Annotated in this window: 11 protein-coding genes; 2 read left to right on the plus strand and 9 right to left on the minus strand. The window is 32.7% G+C overall.

What is annotated here, in order from left to right:
• Nucleotides 1-268: 268 nt before the first annotated feature.
• The 3 genes from ACX6U0_RS01090 to ACX6U0_RS01100 form a co-directional block, all read right to left on the minus strand.
• On the minus strand, nt 269-3,793 hold the full coding sequence (locus ACX6U0_RS01090) for a S8 family serine peptidase (protein ID WP_464958162.1): 3,525 nt from the start codon (nt 3,791-3,793) through the stop codon (nt 269-271).
• A 527-nt stretch (nt 3,794-4,320) separates the two neighbouring features.
• Nucleotides 4,321-4,782, minus strand: coding sequence for a phage tail protein (locus tag ACX6U0_RS01095; RefSeq protein WP_464958163.1), 462 nt, complete (start codon nt 4,780-4,782; stop codon nt 4,321-4,323).
• A gap of 554 nt (nt 4,783-5,336) precedes the next feature.
• A complete protein-coding gene (locus tag ACX6U0_RS01100) occupies nt 5,337-6,146 on the minus strand; it encodes a methyl-accepting chemotaxis protein (protein WP_464958164.1) in 810 nt (269 codons plus the stop codon).
• A 380-nt stretch (nt 6,147-6,526) separates the two neighbouring features.
• Between ACX6U0_RS01100 and ACX6U0_RS01105 the strand changes: the two genes are divergently transcribed.
• Nucleotides 6,527-7,987: a BglG family transcription antiterminator gene (locus ACX6U0_RS01105; RefSeq protein ID WP_464958165.1), complete on the plus strand. Its 1,461-nt coding sequence runs from the start codon at nt 6,527-6,529 to the stop codon at nt 7,985-7,987.
• 191 nt (nt 7,988-8,178) lie between these two features.
• On the opposite strand, the gene ACX6U0_RS01110 is transcribed toward ACX6U0_RS01105, so the two are convergent.
• The 6 genes from ACX6U0_RS01110 to ACX6U0_RS01135 all read right to left on the minus strand — a co-directional run bounded on the left by ACX6U0_RS01110 (nt 8,179) and on the right by ACX6U0_RS01135 (nt 14,809).
• On the minus strand, nt 8,179-8,697 hold the full coding sequence (locus tag ACX6U0_RS01110) for a hypothetical protein (protein WP_464958166.1): 519 nt from the start codon (nt 8,695-8,697) through the stop codon (nt 8,179-8,181).
• Nucleotides 8,698-9,133: 436 nt separating this feature from the next.
• Nucleotides 9,134-10,168 carry a Gfo/Idh/MocA family protein gene (locus tag ACX6U0_RS01115; protein WP_464958860.1) on the minus strand — a complete coding sequence of 345 codons (1,035 nt, stop codon included), beginning with the start codon at nt 10,166-10,168 and terminating at the stop codon, nt 9,134-9,136.
• Between the two features lie 9 nt (nt 10,169-10,177).
• Nucleotides 10,178-11,152 (minus strand): ABC transporter permease, encoded by a 975-nt coding sequence (locus tag ACX6U0_RS01120; protein ID WP_464958167.1) that lies wholly within the window; start codon nt 11,150-11,152, stop codon nt 10,178-10,180.
• On the minus strand, nt 11,145-12,659 hold the full coding sequence (locus ACX6U0_RS01125; protein ID WP_464958168.1) for a sugar ABC transporter ATP-binding protein: 1,515 nt from the start codon (nt 12,657-12,659) through the stop codon (nt 11,145-11,147). Before ACX6U0_RS01125 ends, ACX6U0_RS01120 begins: the two co-directional genes overlap by 8 nt.
• A 76-nt stretch (nt 12,660-12,735) precedes the next feature.
• Entirely contained in the window at nt 12,736-13,707 is a 972-nt protein-coding gene (locus ACX6U0_RS01130) for a substrate-binding domain-containing protein (RefSeq protein ID WP_464958169.1), read from the minus strand.
• A 112-nt stretch (nt 13,708-13,819) separates the two neighbouring features.
• Nucleotides 13,820-14,809 (minus strand): LacI family DNA-binding transcriptional regulator, encoded by a 990-nt coding sequence (locus ACX6U0_RS01135; RefSeq protein WP_464958170.1) that lies wholly within the window; start codon nt 14,807-14,809, stop codon nt 13,820-13,822.
• A 208-nt stretch (nt 14,810-15,017) separates the two neighbouring features.
• Here ACX6U0_RS01135 and ACX6U0_RS01140 point away from each other — a divergent pair, with 208 nt between their 5' ends.
• Complete coding sequence (locus ACX6U0_RS01140) at nt 15,018-15,986, plus strand: sugar phosphate isomerase/epimerase family protein (RefSeq protein WP_464958171.1); 969 nt, start codon at nt 15,018-15,020, stop codon at nt 15,984-15,986.
• The last annotated feature ends 2 nt before the right edge of the window (nt 15,987-15,988 follow it).

Raw genomic sequence — 15,988 nt, forward strand, 5'->3', positions numbered from 1 at the left:
ATTATTTTTTACCGTACGTTCTTAAATGTTTGGGCTCTGAAATACATCTTATGATCATCTCAGTTTTAAGCGGGAAATTAGAAAAGATTAAGTATAAAAAAAGAGGCAATTGTAAATGAAAATTTTTACAAATAGCCTCTTTTTACATATTATTTAGCTTTAATTGGTATTCTAATTAGACCTATCAGCTGACTGTATCTAGGGTAAACATTCATCTTAGTTCTTTTCAAAATCAATATATCTTATGAAATTACATTAACCTATGAACTTATTGAACAACAGTTACGTTTTTAGGTGTTGATGTGATTTTAAAACCGTCTAATGTAACAATATCTACTGTAATTGTATATGTTCCATTTGGTAGGTTTTTATCTGGTGCCCACGATGCTTTTAATGAATGTTCATTGTTTATTTGGTACGAATCGACAACCTGACCGCTTGCATTTTTAATTGTAACAGTCCAGTTACCTCTGTTATAACCCCATGCTGAAATTTTTGCTGGTTTAGATTGGTTAACACCTGTAGATGGAGTTACGCCCATTGTTTGAATAGCCATACTTTGTTTATTGTAGCTTTGATCTCCCCAAGTAATCCATGAGATGTTTCCTGCAAAATCCACAGTTAAAATAACCAAACCTTTTGGTTCTGTATTAACTGTTAGAGAGTTTTTACCGTAAGGAACTTCATTATATTGACCATTTACATAAATAATTGCAGAATTTATGTCAGTTGCATTATCTTCTGCTTTATAAGTAATTTCATATTTTCCATCTTTTGGTGTTACTTTTATTTCAGATACTTTTGGTAAAACAGAATCTACAGTGATAGGCATTTTTACAATTTGTGGTTTTGCGTTTGGATAATCTAAAGTAGTTTTCATTACATATTGGTATACGCCGTCAGGTACATAATTGCCTTCTACATCTTTCATATCCCATTGATATGCACCATATTTTGTATCACCAAAAGACATGATATTTTTTCTGAATTTCCAAGGCTCTCCTGTATATTCACTAAAGTCACCTAAATATTTCACTTGTTTTCCTGATGAATCCTCGATATAAACTTCAACTTTATCTAAATTTCGTAGAGCCTGAAAAGAACCATAAATTCCATTATTTATATAATTTTTAGAGAAAGCGATATGATTAAGATCAAAAGATTTTCCATTAAATCCTAATGGAGCACTTTCTGAACTATCATCCCAGAGTGCAGTATATCCGACAAATGCATCTTTTTCCCAGGCTGGGGCATCGATATTTCGTAGCTCATCCCATTTTCCATAAAAGCCCATATAAGGAATGGTTAATGGTACAGCTTTATTTTTGTCTTTTTCTACAGGTACAAGTCGAACGAAACCTTCAACAAAAATATTTTTATTTAATGAATCTGGTAATGTTACATTAACAGTTAACATTTTTGATTGACCTGGTTTGATTTTAACTAAAGCTCCTGTTTTTTCTGTTACATTTTTATCATTTACAGTAACCGTTGCACCATTAATTCGTTCACTTGATAAGCTTAAATATTCTTTATTATCTAATTGACCATCACTATCAAGATCAAATTGCTTTGTTTCTGTTTTATCTTTTAATAGATCAACATAGATATTGTATTCAATATCATCATTATTATTTATACCTTTTGGTGCATCAAATGCTTCCATATTTAATTTAAAGCTTGTTTTTTGTCCGATTTCCTTAAGTGCAACAGCACCGGCCTTTTCTAAAGATGCATCTCTATTTGTTACAATAACTGGCGTATTGATTGCGTTTTGAATTTGCATTAATCCAGAGCCTTGAACGCGAGGGGAATATGGAACCTCACTATTAGTTCTTGGATCCATAGATACTTTTGATGTATTCATTAAAGCAATTTTTGATTTTAATACAGTTTCCTTCGAATGTGATAATCCTTTTTCGTAAAGAGATTGTAATAGTAATGCTGAACCGCCAGCCACATGAGGAGTTGCCATTGATGTGCCGCTCATCACCTGGTAATCATTTCCTGGAATTGTAGAATAAATATTTCCACCAGGACCTGAAATTTCTGGTTTGAAATCTAATGTACTTGGCGCACCAACTGACGAGAAAAAGGACATCGTGTCTTTAGCTGGATTTTCTGCCCAGTAATCACCAACATTTTTCATACTGACATATTGACCACTTGGTAAACTATTCATTTTGTTTAATAATGTCTCACCGATTGCCTTACTTGTTGAAGCAGTTGGTGTTGCAGTTGGTGTTACTGGTAATGTTGCATAATCTACCCAATTTGTAGGTGGTATCATAATAATTGCCTTTGCTCCTGCACTTTTAGCAGCAAATTGAATACTAGAGACAGTACTATATGAATTTAATAATTTAACTACTGCAATATAGTTCGTTTTACCAGCAGGATAATCAGTAACTTTCTTACCTTCGCCAACGTAAACTAAATCGTAGTTTGTATTAGGTAATAGGTTCTTTGATACACTAAAATGATAAGATGGACCAAATTGGGTATGGTCTTTAAAAGGTACTGTTAGTCCATGTCCATCAGATATTGCATTTAAATGGAATTTCGTATTTTCATAGGAAGCTACCGATAGTGCAAATGGGCTTACTCCAGGTGCACCAACTGTTCCAATATCAGGATCTTGTGCATATGGCTTCAATGATGAGAAAGTAATATTATTCTTTGTACTGTAAGCTGAATTCCCAGCGGCTACAACAACTAAAGTACCATTTTCTGTAGCAACTCGAATTGCTTTTTGAATTGGATCAAACTCCTCATCTACATAACCTGCATCTACACCTAAACTCATGTTAATGACATCTGCACCCATAGTGATGGCATGCTCAATACCTGCGATAATATCATCCTCTGCAGCTCCACTAGCATTATCTGAAAATACTTTTTCTGCTAAAAGTTGTACGCCTGGTGCAACACCAGCAACTCCACCAGTAGTTTCATCGCCATTTGCTCCGATTGTTCCGGCTACGTGTGTTCCATGAGCGCTACCTTTTGGTCCAGGAATTACATTCGTATCATTGTCTGCCCAATCATAACCAGTTGGGACTTTATCCGAATACCAGATTTCATTGACTTCTGTCTCTGCCAATCTTTGATTCATTTTTTCCTGAGTCCATTTTTCCTTTGCTTTTGCTTCATCAGATAGTTTCATATCTTTATGAGTATAATCGATTCCTGAATCAACTACAGCTACGACTAATCCCTCACCTTTATAACCATATTGCTCCCATACCTTTTGGGCCTGTACTAATTCTTTGCTTGCAGCCATATTTTCCTGGAAAGTCCTAGCGACATGAACATGGGTAACACCAGGAATTGATTGAATCTCTTTCATGTTTTTGAATTCTGTTTCAATACTGAATCCGTTAAAACCTTCGAAAAAGCGATGCTTCATTTTTAAAGTTGAATTTATTTTCTTTTCTTTTGTAATTTGTTCAATTACCTTATCTTGTTTTTGTTTATTTATTTCTCTTTTATTTTTTGTTGTTACTTCTTGTTCATCTGCCTGCTCAACTTGCACAATGAAACGAACAAGTTCATCTGGTTGATAAGTTTCCGTTATGTCATCTTTTTTAGTGTCTTTATAAATTGAATTTTCTTGATCTATTTCAATTTTATTTTTGGCAAAAAAAGGTACTCCTTGTTCCACAATATCATCTGTCGGTTCAGTTTGAGAAATGTCGTTATTGTCGGCAAAAGCCGTTAAAGATGTAAAAATTAATGAAGTTAAAGCTACTGTAGACATAACTTTATACGCTTTCAATTTTCTATTTTTCATACTCATCTCTCCTCAATAAATTTTGTATCTAATTTCCTTCCACTTTAGATCAAGAGAATAATAGTTCATTATAGAGATAACTAGCGTTTTACTATTCATCTATTTATGTGGTCATCAATAAATACAATCAAATTGTACATCTCAAATAAATGGAGGTATATTGGGGGAATTTACGCAATTTGTAAATCGCATAATTCGTCAATTTTCAAATGTAAACGATAAATAAACTTGATTAATTTATTATTAATAGTAAATCCGGTATTTTTTTGTCAGATTAGTATATAAATAGTCGGAACTTTTAAGTTAAATATTGGGCAAATATGACTTAAAATACATTTTATTAAACAAACTATCCAAAGGCTTTTTGAGAAAACAGTACAAATAACCTAGGATCGGTAATAAGAACAGTGAAAAATGTTCAGTAAAATGTTTAATATAATTTACTTATTAAAAAAAGCGGAGATCAAAAAATGATCACCGCTTTAAAAACTGTTAATTATGTAGATTGCATTCTGCCAATTTCTTTTTTAATACTCACCTTTAATGACAAAAAATGAGCCTCTAATTGTTCCAGCTAGTTTAGATTTCTGCCTAGCGAACTTAAACTTTTCTTCTAACTCTTTTGGTATCTCCATTCCCTCAGAAAGCTTAAAGCCAACAGCACGCTTTTTAGGGTCATCAACAGTATACATTACATTAATCGCAAGACCGTCCTCATAAAAAACATAAGCAAATTTGATATTTTCCACTTGGAAACGAGACGTTTCTAAAGGTTTAGCCGCAAACTCAATATCACGTTCTTGTAATATTTCGTTCACATAATCGAGAGTCTCTTGACTTTCGCTAGCCGGTACTACAGTAAATTCATGCTTATATTTGTTCATAAAGTAACGTGCTTCGTGCGCGCGTAAACCAGCAAGTGCCTCTACTACTGGTGAAGTCTCTAAACCAATTGTTGACACATTTTTAAAATCTACGATATAGGGCATTTCAATCTCTCCATTCATTTTTACTATACTTCAATTAATCATTACTTTTTCTAATCTAACAAAATTAAAATCATGTGACAATCCAATCATCGAACCATGTTAAACAATCTTTATTCGGCTCATGATTTTTACCTCTTTCTGGAAAAAATTTACTTCTATAAATCATTCTAGACGTATTTTGAAGAACCCTTCTAAAAGAACTGATATCTCAGAAATAATTTTAAAAAACTTCATTAAGTGGCTTCAGATACGCATTACGGTTAATTATTAGATTAGTAACCAATCAAAAAAAACGGTAACGTCATTTAAAACGTTACCAATTAATATATAAATATGTTTAAATTATCTCATTTACTCAAATCAGAGTTCTTGAATAACATCTACTAATGTTTTCCCTTTATAACTTTTTGCTAGCTTTAGGAAAATTGTCCATCCATGGATTTTGCATCGAGTACAAATCTTTTTCATCAACAACATGATCGTAGTTGATATCAGCTTCTTGTTTATTTGTACCCTACTTAGTTTGTAGGAATAAAGCCTCTATGTAAACGACCTTATTCATTTATTCTTTTAAATTCAATCATAGTTTCATTAATTCTAATTTGTGTATCCGCCACAACATTTTGCAGATTATCAGTAATTCCACTTACTTTTACTACTTCGTTTTTCATGTTATCAATATTATTATTAATTTTTATAACTGCTTCTTTCACACTTTCGGCTAATTTTCCAACTTCTTGTGCTACGATATTGAAGCCTTTTCCATGTTCTCCAGCTCTAGCAGCTTCAATAGAAGCATTTAAAGATAATATATTTGTTTGAAAAGATATATTTTGTATTGATTTTGATAAACCACTTATTAATTCCGTTTGTTTCTTCAGCGATTGTAGTGCTTGAATATTTTCATTTGAATTTTGAACAATTAAATCACCAAGTTCAACAGACATATGGTTTAACTTAGCTACAGTTGCTTTCATATTTGATTCTCGCTCAGTAATATCAGTCGCAATCTTTAAAACAGCGATAACATCTTCTGCTTCATTAAATATTGGCATATAAGTAGCTTCAAGCCAAAGCAAATTGCCTCTTTTTCCAATTCGCTGAATCTTTTTTTGAGATTTCTTACCACTTCGAAGATCGTTCCATAATTCAATGTACTCTTGGCTCTCATAAAACTCTTTTGTACAAAATTGCTTATGCATCATTTGCTTTAATTCATAAACTTCATATCCTAATGTTTTTGCAAAATTTTCATTTGCCCATAAAACTTCTCCATTTGGAGTGAACTCGATCATAGCTAAATTTCGCTCTAATGATTCTAAAACATCAATCATATCTAAAATTTGAGAACTTCTATTTTTCATAATTTTCTCCCTAGTTGAAAATATATTTCAAATTATTTTAGCAAAACTATGTAATGGTGAACAGATTATGATTTACCTATGACAGAGGTCCTGGATTCTAATGTTATGAAGCTATCATCTAGCTTATCAATGAGTGCCTACTAAGAACACAATGTGTAATAATTGCCTTTTTAGTATAAGTTCTACGGAAAGAGTTTTGTTTTGATCAGCACTGGCAAGTATAGATAATATAAAATTTCAAATAATAATGATAGTCAATTTATGCCTACATTTTTTATTTTAGGAAATTTAGAAATGGCTCAGTTTGTTTATTTAAAGCTCTTAGTCAATGGATAGATTCTGATTATACGCAAAAGGCTCATTTAAAGTGAGGATATCAAATGGATAAACCAACTAAACGAAAACTCCAAATTATCAATATTCTAATTAGTCAAGATAAGTGGTACACATCAGAAGAATTAGCAAGCAAATTAGCTTGTACAGAGAAAACGATACGGAATGATATACAAGCAATCAACATGAGTTTACCTAATGGGTGGGAAATTGAAACAATTAAGGGTAAAGGGATTTATATAAAAAAGCCTAATACGGCGTCTATTTATGAAATTCGTACACTATTTGTCAGAAATTCAAGCACTTTCAGAGCAATATTTTTTATTCAATTTAAACAAATAAAAAGTATAAGTGGTTTAGCAGCGGCTCTTTATTCTCAACAACAAGCTGTTTATAAGATTCTTGAAAGAGTTGAAGCATTACTTAATTCGTATAATTTGCAGTTGAAACGTGGACCGCTCCAAATTATTGGAAGAGAATTTGATATTCGATTATTGTGCTGTGATATTTTGGTTGCATTAAATGATCATAGAAATAACAATTTAGATAATTGGCCATTCGAAGACATCTCATTTTCAACATTGAAAGATATTGTCACAACTACGTCAAATCAATTCAAATTATTCATATATCCTATCACGATTTACAAATATATTTATTTCCTTGCTACGCTGCTAAACCGAATGAAAACAGAAATTGATCTAAACTTAAATAATGAAACAATTCAAAGAATTGTTGATTCTCACTTCTTTACTATCTCAGATGAAATTTGTGCAAAAATAGAAAATGAATTTAACGTTGTTATTTCATTGAATGAAAGGATTGCATTTACTTTATCTATATCTACTTTACCTTATTATAGTTTTGATGAAATTGAGAAATCTAAATTTTTATCGTTATTTCATAGTAAAAAAACGCCATATTATCATGACATGTTTGACTTGGTAGAAAGATTAGAACAAAAATTAGGAATTTCATTACTTAATGATGAAGATTTTCTCTATACTTTTCAAAGTCAATACAAACGATACTCGTTAGTTTTATATTCTATTGATAAAAGAGAACCTTCATATACGTTAGACCGTTTTACATATGAGAATTACCCTGAATTATTTACTAAAGTAAAAAACATTTTGCTCGAATGGACAAATGAAAAGTCTTACCCAGAGGTTACAAGAGATGGAATTGCTAAAGTTACATTGAATATCCAAGCAACAAATATTAAATTAGAAATGTCGAAAAAAAATATATTATTACTTACAAGTAATGGTCCGGCAGTTTATCGATATATTTCCACAAAGCTAATAAAGGAATTCGGCCATAAAATGAATATTCTGCAACCAAAACAAGGTGATTTTGAGTCTAAAAACTTAAATAAACTTTCAATAGAATTTATTATTGCAGATTTTCACTTGGAAATTGATACAATCCATCCTGTTATTATGATTGATCCAACTCTCACACAACGAGATTTAAACCAAATTTCTCTTTTATTAGATTCAATATAAAATGATAACAAAAAAAGGCACAACTAATGTGCCTTCTGACTGCCCGCCCGCCAAAGCATCTTACTTATTTGGATGTACTTCTTTTTGATTCTTCATATTTAGTAGCATGTCTCTGTTTATATAGCGTCCCTGAGTGAGACCGACTGAATCAGTCATTGTTTTTTATTAATGAAAAGTAAGAATTCCCTTTATCATTTGGATTTAGTCAGAACATAGTGTGAAAACTTTTGAGGTGTTCCATAACGCATGATGTCTTGGATTAATTCAGCATCTTCATCTGTAATTGTATTTTTTACGGAACCATTGTCTTCTTGAATTGAAACTGGAATTAAATTCCCATTAATATAGTCAAAATTAATAACCTTTCCTACATTTTTCCCTTTTACACTTAAGCTAATTCCCTCATTTAACATTGCATATCCGACTATTTCATACTTTTTACTAAAGACTTCTTCAATTGCATCAAAAGAAATAAATTCTTTTTCTCCATCATTGTAGACTGTATCTTTATCAAATGTAACCTGTATTCCTACTGGTTCTGAACCTCCTTTTGCATCTTTTCCATAGACGATTTCATTGAGTGTTCCAGAATGATATATTGGCTCTTCATCATTTATACAATATTGATCACTTCTCTTTATAATTTCTACTCGTTCACCTTCATTTACTTCTAGCTCTTTTTTATTACCAAAAACATTATAGAATTTCAATTTTAAACCTCCTAATTTTTTATCTAATCAAATTGGGCTAAACCAAATGTAAGCTACGCAATTTTCGATACCACATATACTGTACAAATACCATGATCATAATGAAGGTATCTAAAACTGTTGCTTATAAACTCAAAACATCAGCTAATGAAATCTTTTAACGGTTTGGTGTATTTACCACAATATGATTTTTACGATTCGTTTATTAGAATTTGAATAATCACTCCATTCCATACAAAAAATAAATAGGTCTAAATACGGAGAAGAAAATATGAATAAAAGAAGCTCCATTAAGAAGCTTCTTTAAATTGAAAACTAAAAAAAACATGAAACTTCCATTCCATGCTTTTTCTATATTTTTTAATGACTACTGTTTATTAATTAAATGTAACACTTTTATATGCTAACCATCAGAGTAGTTTAAACCCAATAGCACTTATATTGTTACAACTCTATTTGTTTCGGCTGCTTCAATAATACCTAAAATTACTTTTAATGATGATAGTGCATCTTCACCTGTCACAAGTGGAACCTCATCAAGCTGTATACTTTTAATAAAAGCATCAATTACACCACTTGATGTTTGGTTATCATTTGTTTGAATATTTTCAAGTTGATAATAAACCTTTTCCCCATCTTTTGTAATGACCTCTATTTGATAGTCATTACTATGATATATTTTAATGATCCCTTTTTCACAATAGATGATTGTACTATTGTCTTCTTCTCCGTAATAAGTCCATGAAAACGATGCTGTACCTAATCGGCCTTTTTTTGTTTTTAAACTACATACAATATTATCGCAAACCTCGATTGGTTCTCCGTTTTCATTGACCTTATCTAGTGATCCTTGAAATGCACTAACCGATGCGATTTCATCATCAAGTAAATAATGTAATAAATCTACTTTATGAATGCCTAAATCTCCAGCAACGCCAAGACCAGAACGCTCCTTTTTAAAAAACCATGTTGAATTTGATTTATTTACACCCCAATGCTCAGGTCCTGCGTGTCCAAAAGTCGTTCTAAATGTAAGCACTTTTCCTAGTTTTTTAGACTGGATGATTTCTTTAGCTTTTTGATGTGCACGTGTAAAGCGTTGATTATGATCTACCATTAATTTTTTCCCAGATAACTTTTGGGCTTCCACTATTTCTTTTGCATGTTTAATTGTTAATGAAATCGGCTTTTCACATAAAACATGCTTTCCACTTAGCAAAGCTTTTGTAGTAAATATATGATGCTGCTCATTGGATGAGCAATCACTAATCACGTCTATTGAATGATCAGCTAATAAATCTTCAACAGTTTGAGCGATCCTTCCATCAAACATAGTTGCTAAATTTTTTGCCCGTTCAATATTTCGGTCGTAAAAAACGATTTCATCCACAAATTGATTGGCTTTATATTCTGGGGCATGACGCAATTTTGCGATTGAACCACATCCGATAATACCTACTTTCATTATTATCTACCCCTCCTACTCTTTCTTTTGGAATACAACAGCAATGATGATGATTAATCCTTTTACAAACCCTTGAAGATGTGGAGAGACATTCATTAAATTCATCATATTATTCAAAATTCCTAAAATCAGAACACCAAAAAATGTTCCAATAATCTTCCCGCGACCACCAGTCATTCTCGTACCTCCAATAATAACTGCAGTGATTGCATCTAATTCATATTGAACCCCTGTACTAGACGATGAAACTGAATTTAATCGTGATGCTTCAATGATTGCAGCTACACTGACTAATAAGCCTGCCAAACTATATACTCCGATTTTAATGCGATCGACTCGTATAGCTGACAGAAGTGCAGCTTTTTCGTTACTTCCAATTGCATACACATATCGTCCAAATCTAGTCTTGTGCATTAATACATAAACAAGTGCTGTCATAACGAAGAAAATGATTATCGGGTAATCGATGATCCCTAAATTATTATTTGCGATTGCTGTAAATCCAGTTACTTTACCAGAAATACTACCACCTTCAGTTATATACAAAGCAATTGAGCGTGCAGCGGCCATCATCCCTAAAGTGGCAATAAATGAAGCGATTCTTCCTTTGGCAACCATTAATCCGTTCAAAAATCCAGCAAATAAACCTACCAATAGTGCAGTTACGATCGCTACAAATATACTACCAGTAGCATTTAAAGCTAACACGGTACAAACACCGACAAGTACTAGTACTGAGCCAACAGATAAATCTATTCCACCTGAAAGCATGACAATCGTCATTCCTAATGCAACAATCCCAATAATAGAAACTTGCATTAAAATATTGAGTTGGTTATTCATATCAATAAACCTAGGGTTCATAATTGTTGCTGCAATAAAAATTATTAAAAATGCAATAATGACGCTATACTCTGACCAAAGCCAAGAGAGGCGACTTTTTGTATTTGAAGTTTTAGGATTATTTTCATTTAACACTACATTAGCCAATTTTTCCGACCTCCCGTTTCGAGCCAGTTGCATAACTCATAATTTCATCTTCAGTTGCTTCTTCACCACTGAATCTAGCAGTTATTTCTCCTTGGTACATTACATTAATGTTATGACAAATCTTTAATACTTCTGGGGCTTCTGATGAAAGAATTACAACAGCTTTACCTTGTTCAGCTAAGGAAACGATATGCTGATAAATCTCTTGTTTTGCCCCTACATCAATCCCTTGGGTTGGGTTATCAAAAATGATAATATCCGTATTTACTTCAAGCCATTTAGCAATAATCACTTTTTGTTGATTCCCACCACTTAACTTGTCGATTGTAATTCGTGGATTGTGTACTTTTATGTTTAATTGGTTCTTATAATATTCGAATTTCTCCTTTTCTTGTTTTTCTTGGATCAACCCTGCATTTTCAAAATGCCCGATTGAAGATAGACTCATATTATGAATAACACTTAAATCTTTTATGATTGCATTTTCCTTACGATCTTTCGGAACAAGACCCATACCTGCTTTTAATGCTTTACGTGGATGATCTATTTTTACCAACTGGTTATTTATTCTTATTTCACCAGTGTATTTTTTTCGATAACCAAATAAGCTTTCAAATAGTTCAGTTCTACCATCTCCAGCTAAACCAGTAAAACCTACTATTTCTCCTTTACGAACTGAAAAAGTTATGTTCTTAAACAATCTTTGACTGGTTAAGTTTGTAACCTCTAATAAAACAGGACCTAATTTGTTATTTTGAACAATTCGATCTTCTGAAATAGATTTTCCTACCATTAGTTTCGTTATTGAATCTAAGTTTTCATTTTCAATACTTCCAGTACCTACAACCTCTCCATCACGTAACACAGTATAGCGGTTGCAAATTTCTTTTATTTCTTTAAGCTTATGAGAAATATAAATAATTGAAACACCAGAATCCTTTAGGTTATTCATTAGTTCAAATAATCGATTCACTTCATGTTCAGCTAAGGATGCTGTTGGTTCATCCATTATAATAAGAGTGGATTTATGTAATAGTGCCTTTGATATTTCTATCAATTGTTTATATGAGGTATCTAAATTTCTAACATATTCTTTAGGATTGATGTCAACACCTAGCTTTGCTAAAATCTCACTAGTTTTGTTGCACATCTCATCTACTTTTAAAAAACCTATTTTATTGCGAAGTTCAGAACCTAAAAACATATTTTCATAGACTCTTAGATCGGAGACTACATTTAATTCTTGGTGAATAAAGCTTATTCCATGTTCCTGTGATATTCTTGGATTCAGCATTTTAATATCGATTCCATTTATCTGAATTGAGCCTTGATCAGGTTGATGAACCCCACCAAGAATATTCATTAATGTCGATTTTCCTGCTCCATTTTCTCCTAATAATGCATGAATTTCACCCTTCTCAACTTGAAGTGATACATTTTTTAATACCGGTATACCGTTAAATGATTTTTCAATGTTGTTCATTGTCATTAAAGGATTCGTAGTCATGGCATGATCCCTCCTTTATAGGAAAATAGGAAATACAATATCTGTGTCTACAATTATTGTATTTCCTCTCGATTAATTAGAATTTAGAATCTGGATTGTAGTATTCTTCAACATTATCCTTTGTAACTTGTGTTGCTTCTTTTACGATAATATTTTCATCTGGATCATTACCTTGCGCGATATCTGCTGCAATTTTTACTGCATCAGCGACCATCGTTGGTGAATATAAGAACGTTGCAGTAATTAAACCGTCTTCTTTCATATTATCAAAAACAGCCTTACCACCACCGGCACCTGTGATGAATTTGATATCTTTGCGTCCTGCTTCCTTAATTGCTTGAAGTACACCTAGTGCCATGCCATCATCCTGAGTGAAAACTGCATCAATATGTGGGTGGGCTTGTAAAATATTTTGCATAACTTCTAATGATTTTTCAGTAGAAAAATCTCCACTTTGTGAAGCGATTACGTCAATTCCACCAGCAGAATCCATTGCTTCTTTAAAACCAGATCCTCTTTGCTCAGTAACTGAACTTGGTGGCCCTGTAATTTCAACTACTTTCCCTTTACCATTTAACTTTTCAACGAAGTATTTACCAGCGTTAACGCCAATCCCTTCATTGTCTCCTTTTACGACAACAGTAGCGGCATCATTTTCTAGCTCGCGATCTACGATTACTAACGGAATACCAGCATCTTTAATCTTTTGTCCTACTGGAGTAAGTGCAGCCGACTCAATTGGAAGCATTACAATCACATCTACATCTTGCGCAATCAAATCATCAACGTCGTTTGCTTGCTTGTTTGGATCAGTTGCATTTGTCATTACATACTCAATACCATCACTCTCTTTTAGGTCCTTTGCTTGTTTTTCAGCACTATCAATTAAAGCCCCCATCCAACCATGTGTTGCAGATGGTAAAGATATGCCGATTTTTAACTTATCATCTTCTTTTCCACCAACACTACTGCCTTTATCATTACAAGCTACCAACCCAAATACTGTTACTAAAGACATTCCAGCCACTAGTAATTTTCTCAAAACCATTCACCCCTTAGTATTTGTTTAATAAACTCCCCTTTTATGTAATCGATTACATTTAAGGTCAGCGCTCTACTATTAACCTCTTTTAATAACAGAGCGCTGACCTTAGATCGATTTAACCCGAAGTAGACTCACGGATCACTAATTCATGATCTAATATGATACTATCAACCTTTTCCCCTTTAATCTGATCAATTAACATTTTAGCTGCTATGGTTCCCATCTTATGCATTGGTTGTGCAATCGTTGTAAGAGTAGGATTTGTCATATTTGAAAAATCAATTTTATCAAAACCTACAACTGCTATATCATTTGGTACGTGTAGTCCATTACTATTGATTTCTTTTAATGCGCCAATTGCTAAAAGGTCAGATACTGCAAAAACCGCAGTTGGTCGATCTTCTATATTTAATATTTTTTTCATTGCCTGCTGGCCGTACTCGAATCCTAAATGCTGAGTATGAATGATATATTCATCTCTTACTGTGATCCCGTGCTCTTCTAATGCTTTTTGATAACCTTTTTTTCGTTGTCTTGCATATAGATATTTTTCATCAGAATTCATTAACGCAATTTTTGAGTGACCTATTTTAATTAAATGCTTCACTGCTCGATAAGAAGCTTCCTCATTATCAATTGTTACATAAGGAATTCCGCTGTCCTCTCCATATTCACTACATTGAATAATAGCATGGTTTTCTGCTAGCTTTTTTAAAGTATCTACATTCACAGCAGGATCCATAGAAATAATTCCATCCGCCATTTTTTTCCTAACTAGGTCAAAGTAAATATTCTCTTTTTCAGGATTTGAATCTGTTTCACATAGTAAAATATTATAATTTTGACTGATTGCAATATTTTCAATTCCTTTGATAATGTCCAAATAAAATGGATTTGAGATCGTGGGTATTAAAATTAAGATAATCCGACTTTCGGAGTTTCTTAAATTTCTACCTAACATACTTGGTTCATAATTTAATTTATGAATGGCTTCTTCTACTTTAATTCTTGTTTTAGAGGAAACTGTGTTCTGTCCGTTTAATACTCTTGAAACTGTTGCTACAGAAACTCCTGCTTGTTTAGCAACTTGTTGGATGTTTGCCATCTTTTTATCCTACCTTCTGTAAAATCAATGTAAATAATCTTTTGAAATCGATTACATTTTCATAGTATTATGTTCTGAATTATCTGTCAATAAAATATTTTAATTCAAATAAAACTATTGATTTAAGTGAAAAATTTATATATGTTAGAAATGTAACGGATTACATAACAGTATATTCTGATAATTATATTTAAGGAGGGATTTTTCATTGAAATTAGGTGTCTTTACAGTTTTATTCTCCGATCAAAGTTTTGATGACATGTTAAGCTATGTTTCTTCTAAAGGTATAGAGGCTATTGAGTTAGGTACTGGAGGATACCCCGGTGATGCTCATTGTCAAATTGATGAGCTATTACATAATGAATCTAATATAAAAAAGTTTAAGCAAAAGATAACTGATCACGGATTAATCATTAGTGCTTTGAGTTGTCATGGAAACCCCCTTCACCCACAGAAAAAAATCGCAAAGTCAGCTGACGATGTTTTAAAGAAAACAATACGCCTGGCCTCCGAATTAGAAGTCCCTGTAGTAAATACTTTTTCAGGTTGTCCTGGTGATCATGAAAACGCTCTTTACCCTAATTGGCCAGTAACTGCATGGCCACATGATTTTCAAGAAATTTTAAAATGGCAATGGGAAGAAAAGTTAATACCATATTGGAAAGAAAAAAATGACTTTGCCATAGCACACAATGTGAAAATCGGTTTAGAGCTACATGGAGGATTTTCCGTTCATACACCAGCGACAATGTTACGATTAAGAGAAGCTTGTGGACCTGCTATTGGAGCTAACCTTGATCCTAGTCATATGTGGTGGCAAGGAATTGATCCAATTGAAGCAATAAAAATTCTTGGACGTGAAAATGCCATCCATCATTTTCATGCAAAAGATACAATTATTGACCAGCAGAACATGAATCGCAATGGCCTCACCGACATGACTGACTATTCGGAAATGCGTGATCGTGCCTGGTATTTTAGAACCGTAGGATTTGGTCATGATCAAAAAACATGGGCAGATATCATAAGCACTCTTCGACTCTATGGTTATGACTATGTTGTTAGCATCGAACATGAGGATGGATTAATGTCAATTAACGAAGGATTTACTAAGGCAGTCGAAAATTTAAAACCGCTAATTGTAAAAGAATCTATTAGCCAAATGTGGTGGACTTAGCA

The organism is Gottfriedia sp. ABJ_BB2_2, from assembly GCF_055484705.1.

Excerpts from the sequence above, each read along its gene's own strand:
- ACX6U0_RS01105 (WP_464958165.1), top strand. The coding sequence starts at position 6,527 with ATGGATAAACCAACTAAACGAAAACTCCAAATTATCAATATTCTAATT.
- ACX6U0_RS01130 (WP_464958169.1), bottom strand. The coding sequence starts at position 13,707 with ATGGTTTTGAGAAAATTACTAGTGGCTGGAATGTCTTTAGTAACAGTA.
- ACX6U0_RS01135 (WP_464958170.1), bottom strand. The coding sequence starts at position 14,809 with ATGGCAAACATCCAACAAGTTGCTAAACAAGCAGGAGTTTCTGTAGCA.
- ACX6U0_RS01090 (WP_464958162.1), bottom strand. The coding sequence starts at position 3,793 with ATGAAAAATAGAAAATTGAAAGCGTATAAAGTTATGTCTACAGTAGCT.
- ACX6U0_RS01100 (WP_464958164.1), bottom strand. The coding sequence starts at position 6,146 with ATGAAAAATAGAAGTTCTCAAATTTTAGATATGATTGATGTTTTAGAA.
- ACX6U0_RS01095 (WP_464958163.1), bottom strand. The coding sequence starts at position 4,782 with ATGCCCTATATCGTAGATTTTAAAAATGTGTCAACAATTGGTTTAGAG.
- ACX6U0_RS01125 (WP_464958168.1), bottom strand. The coding sequence starts at position 12,659 with ATGACTACGAATCCTTTAATGACAATGAACAACATTGAAAAATCATTT.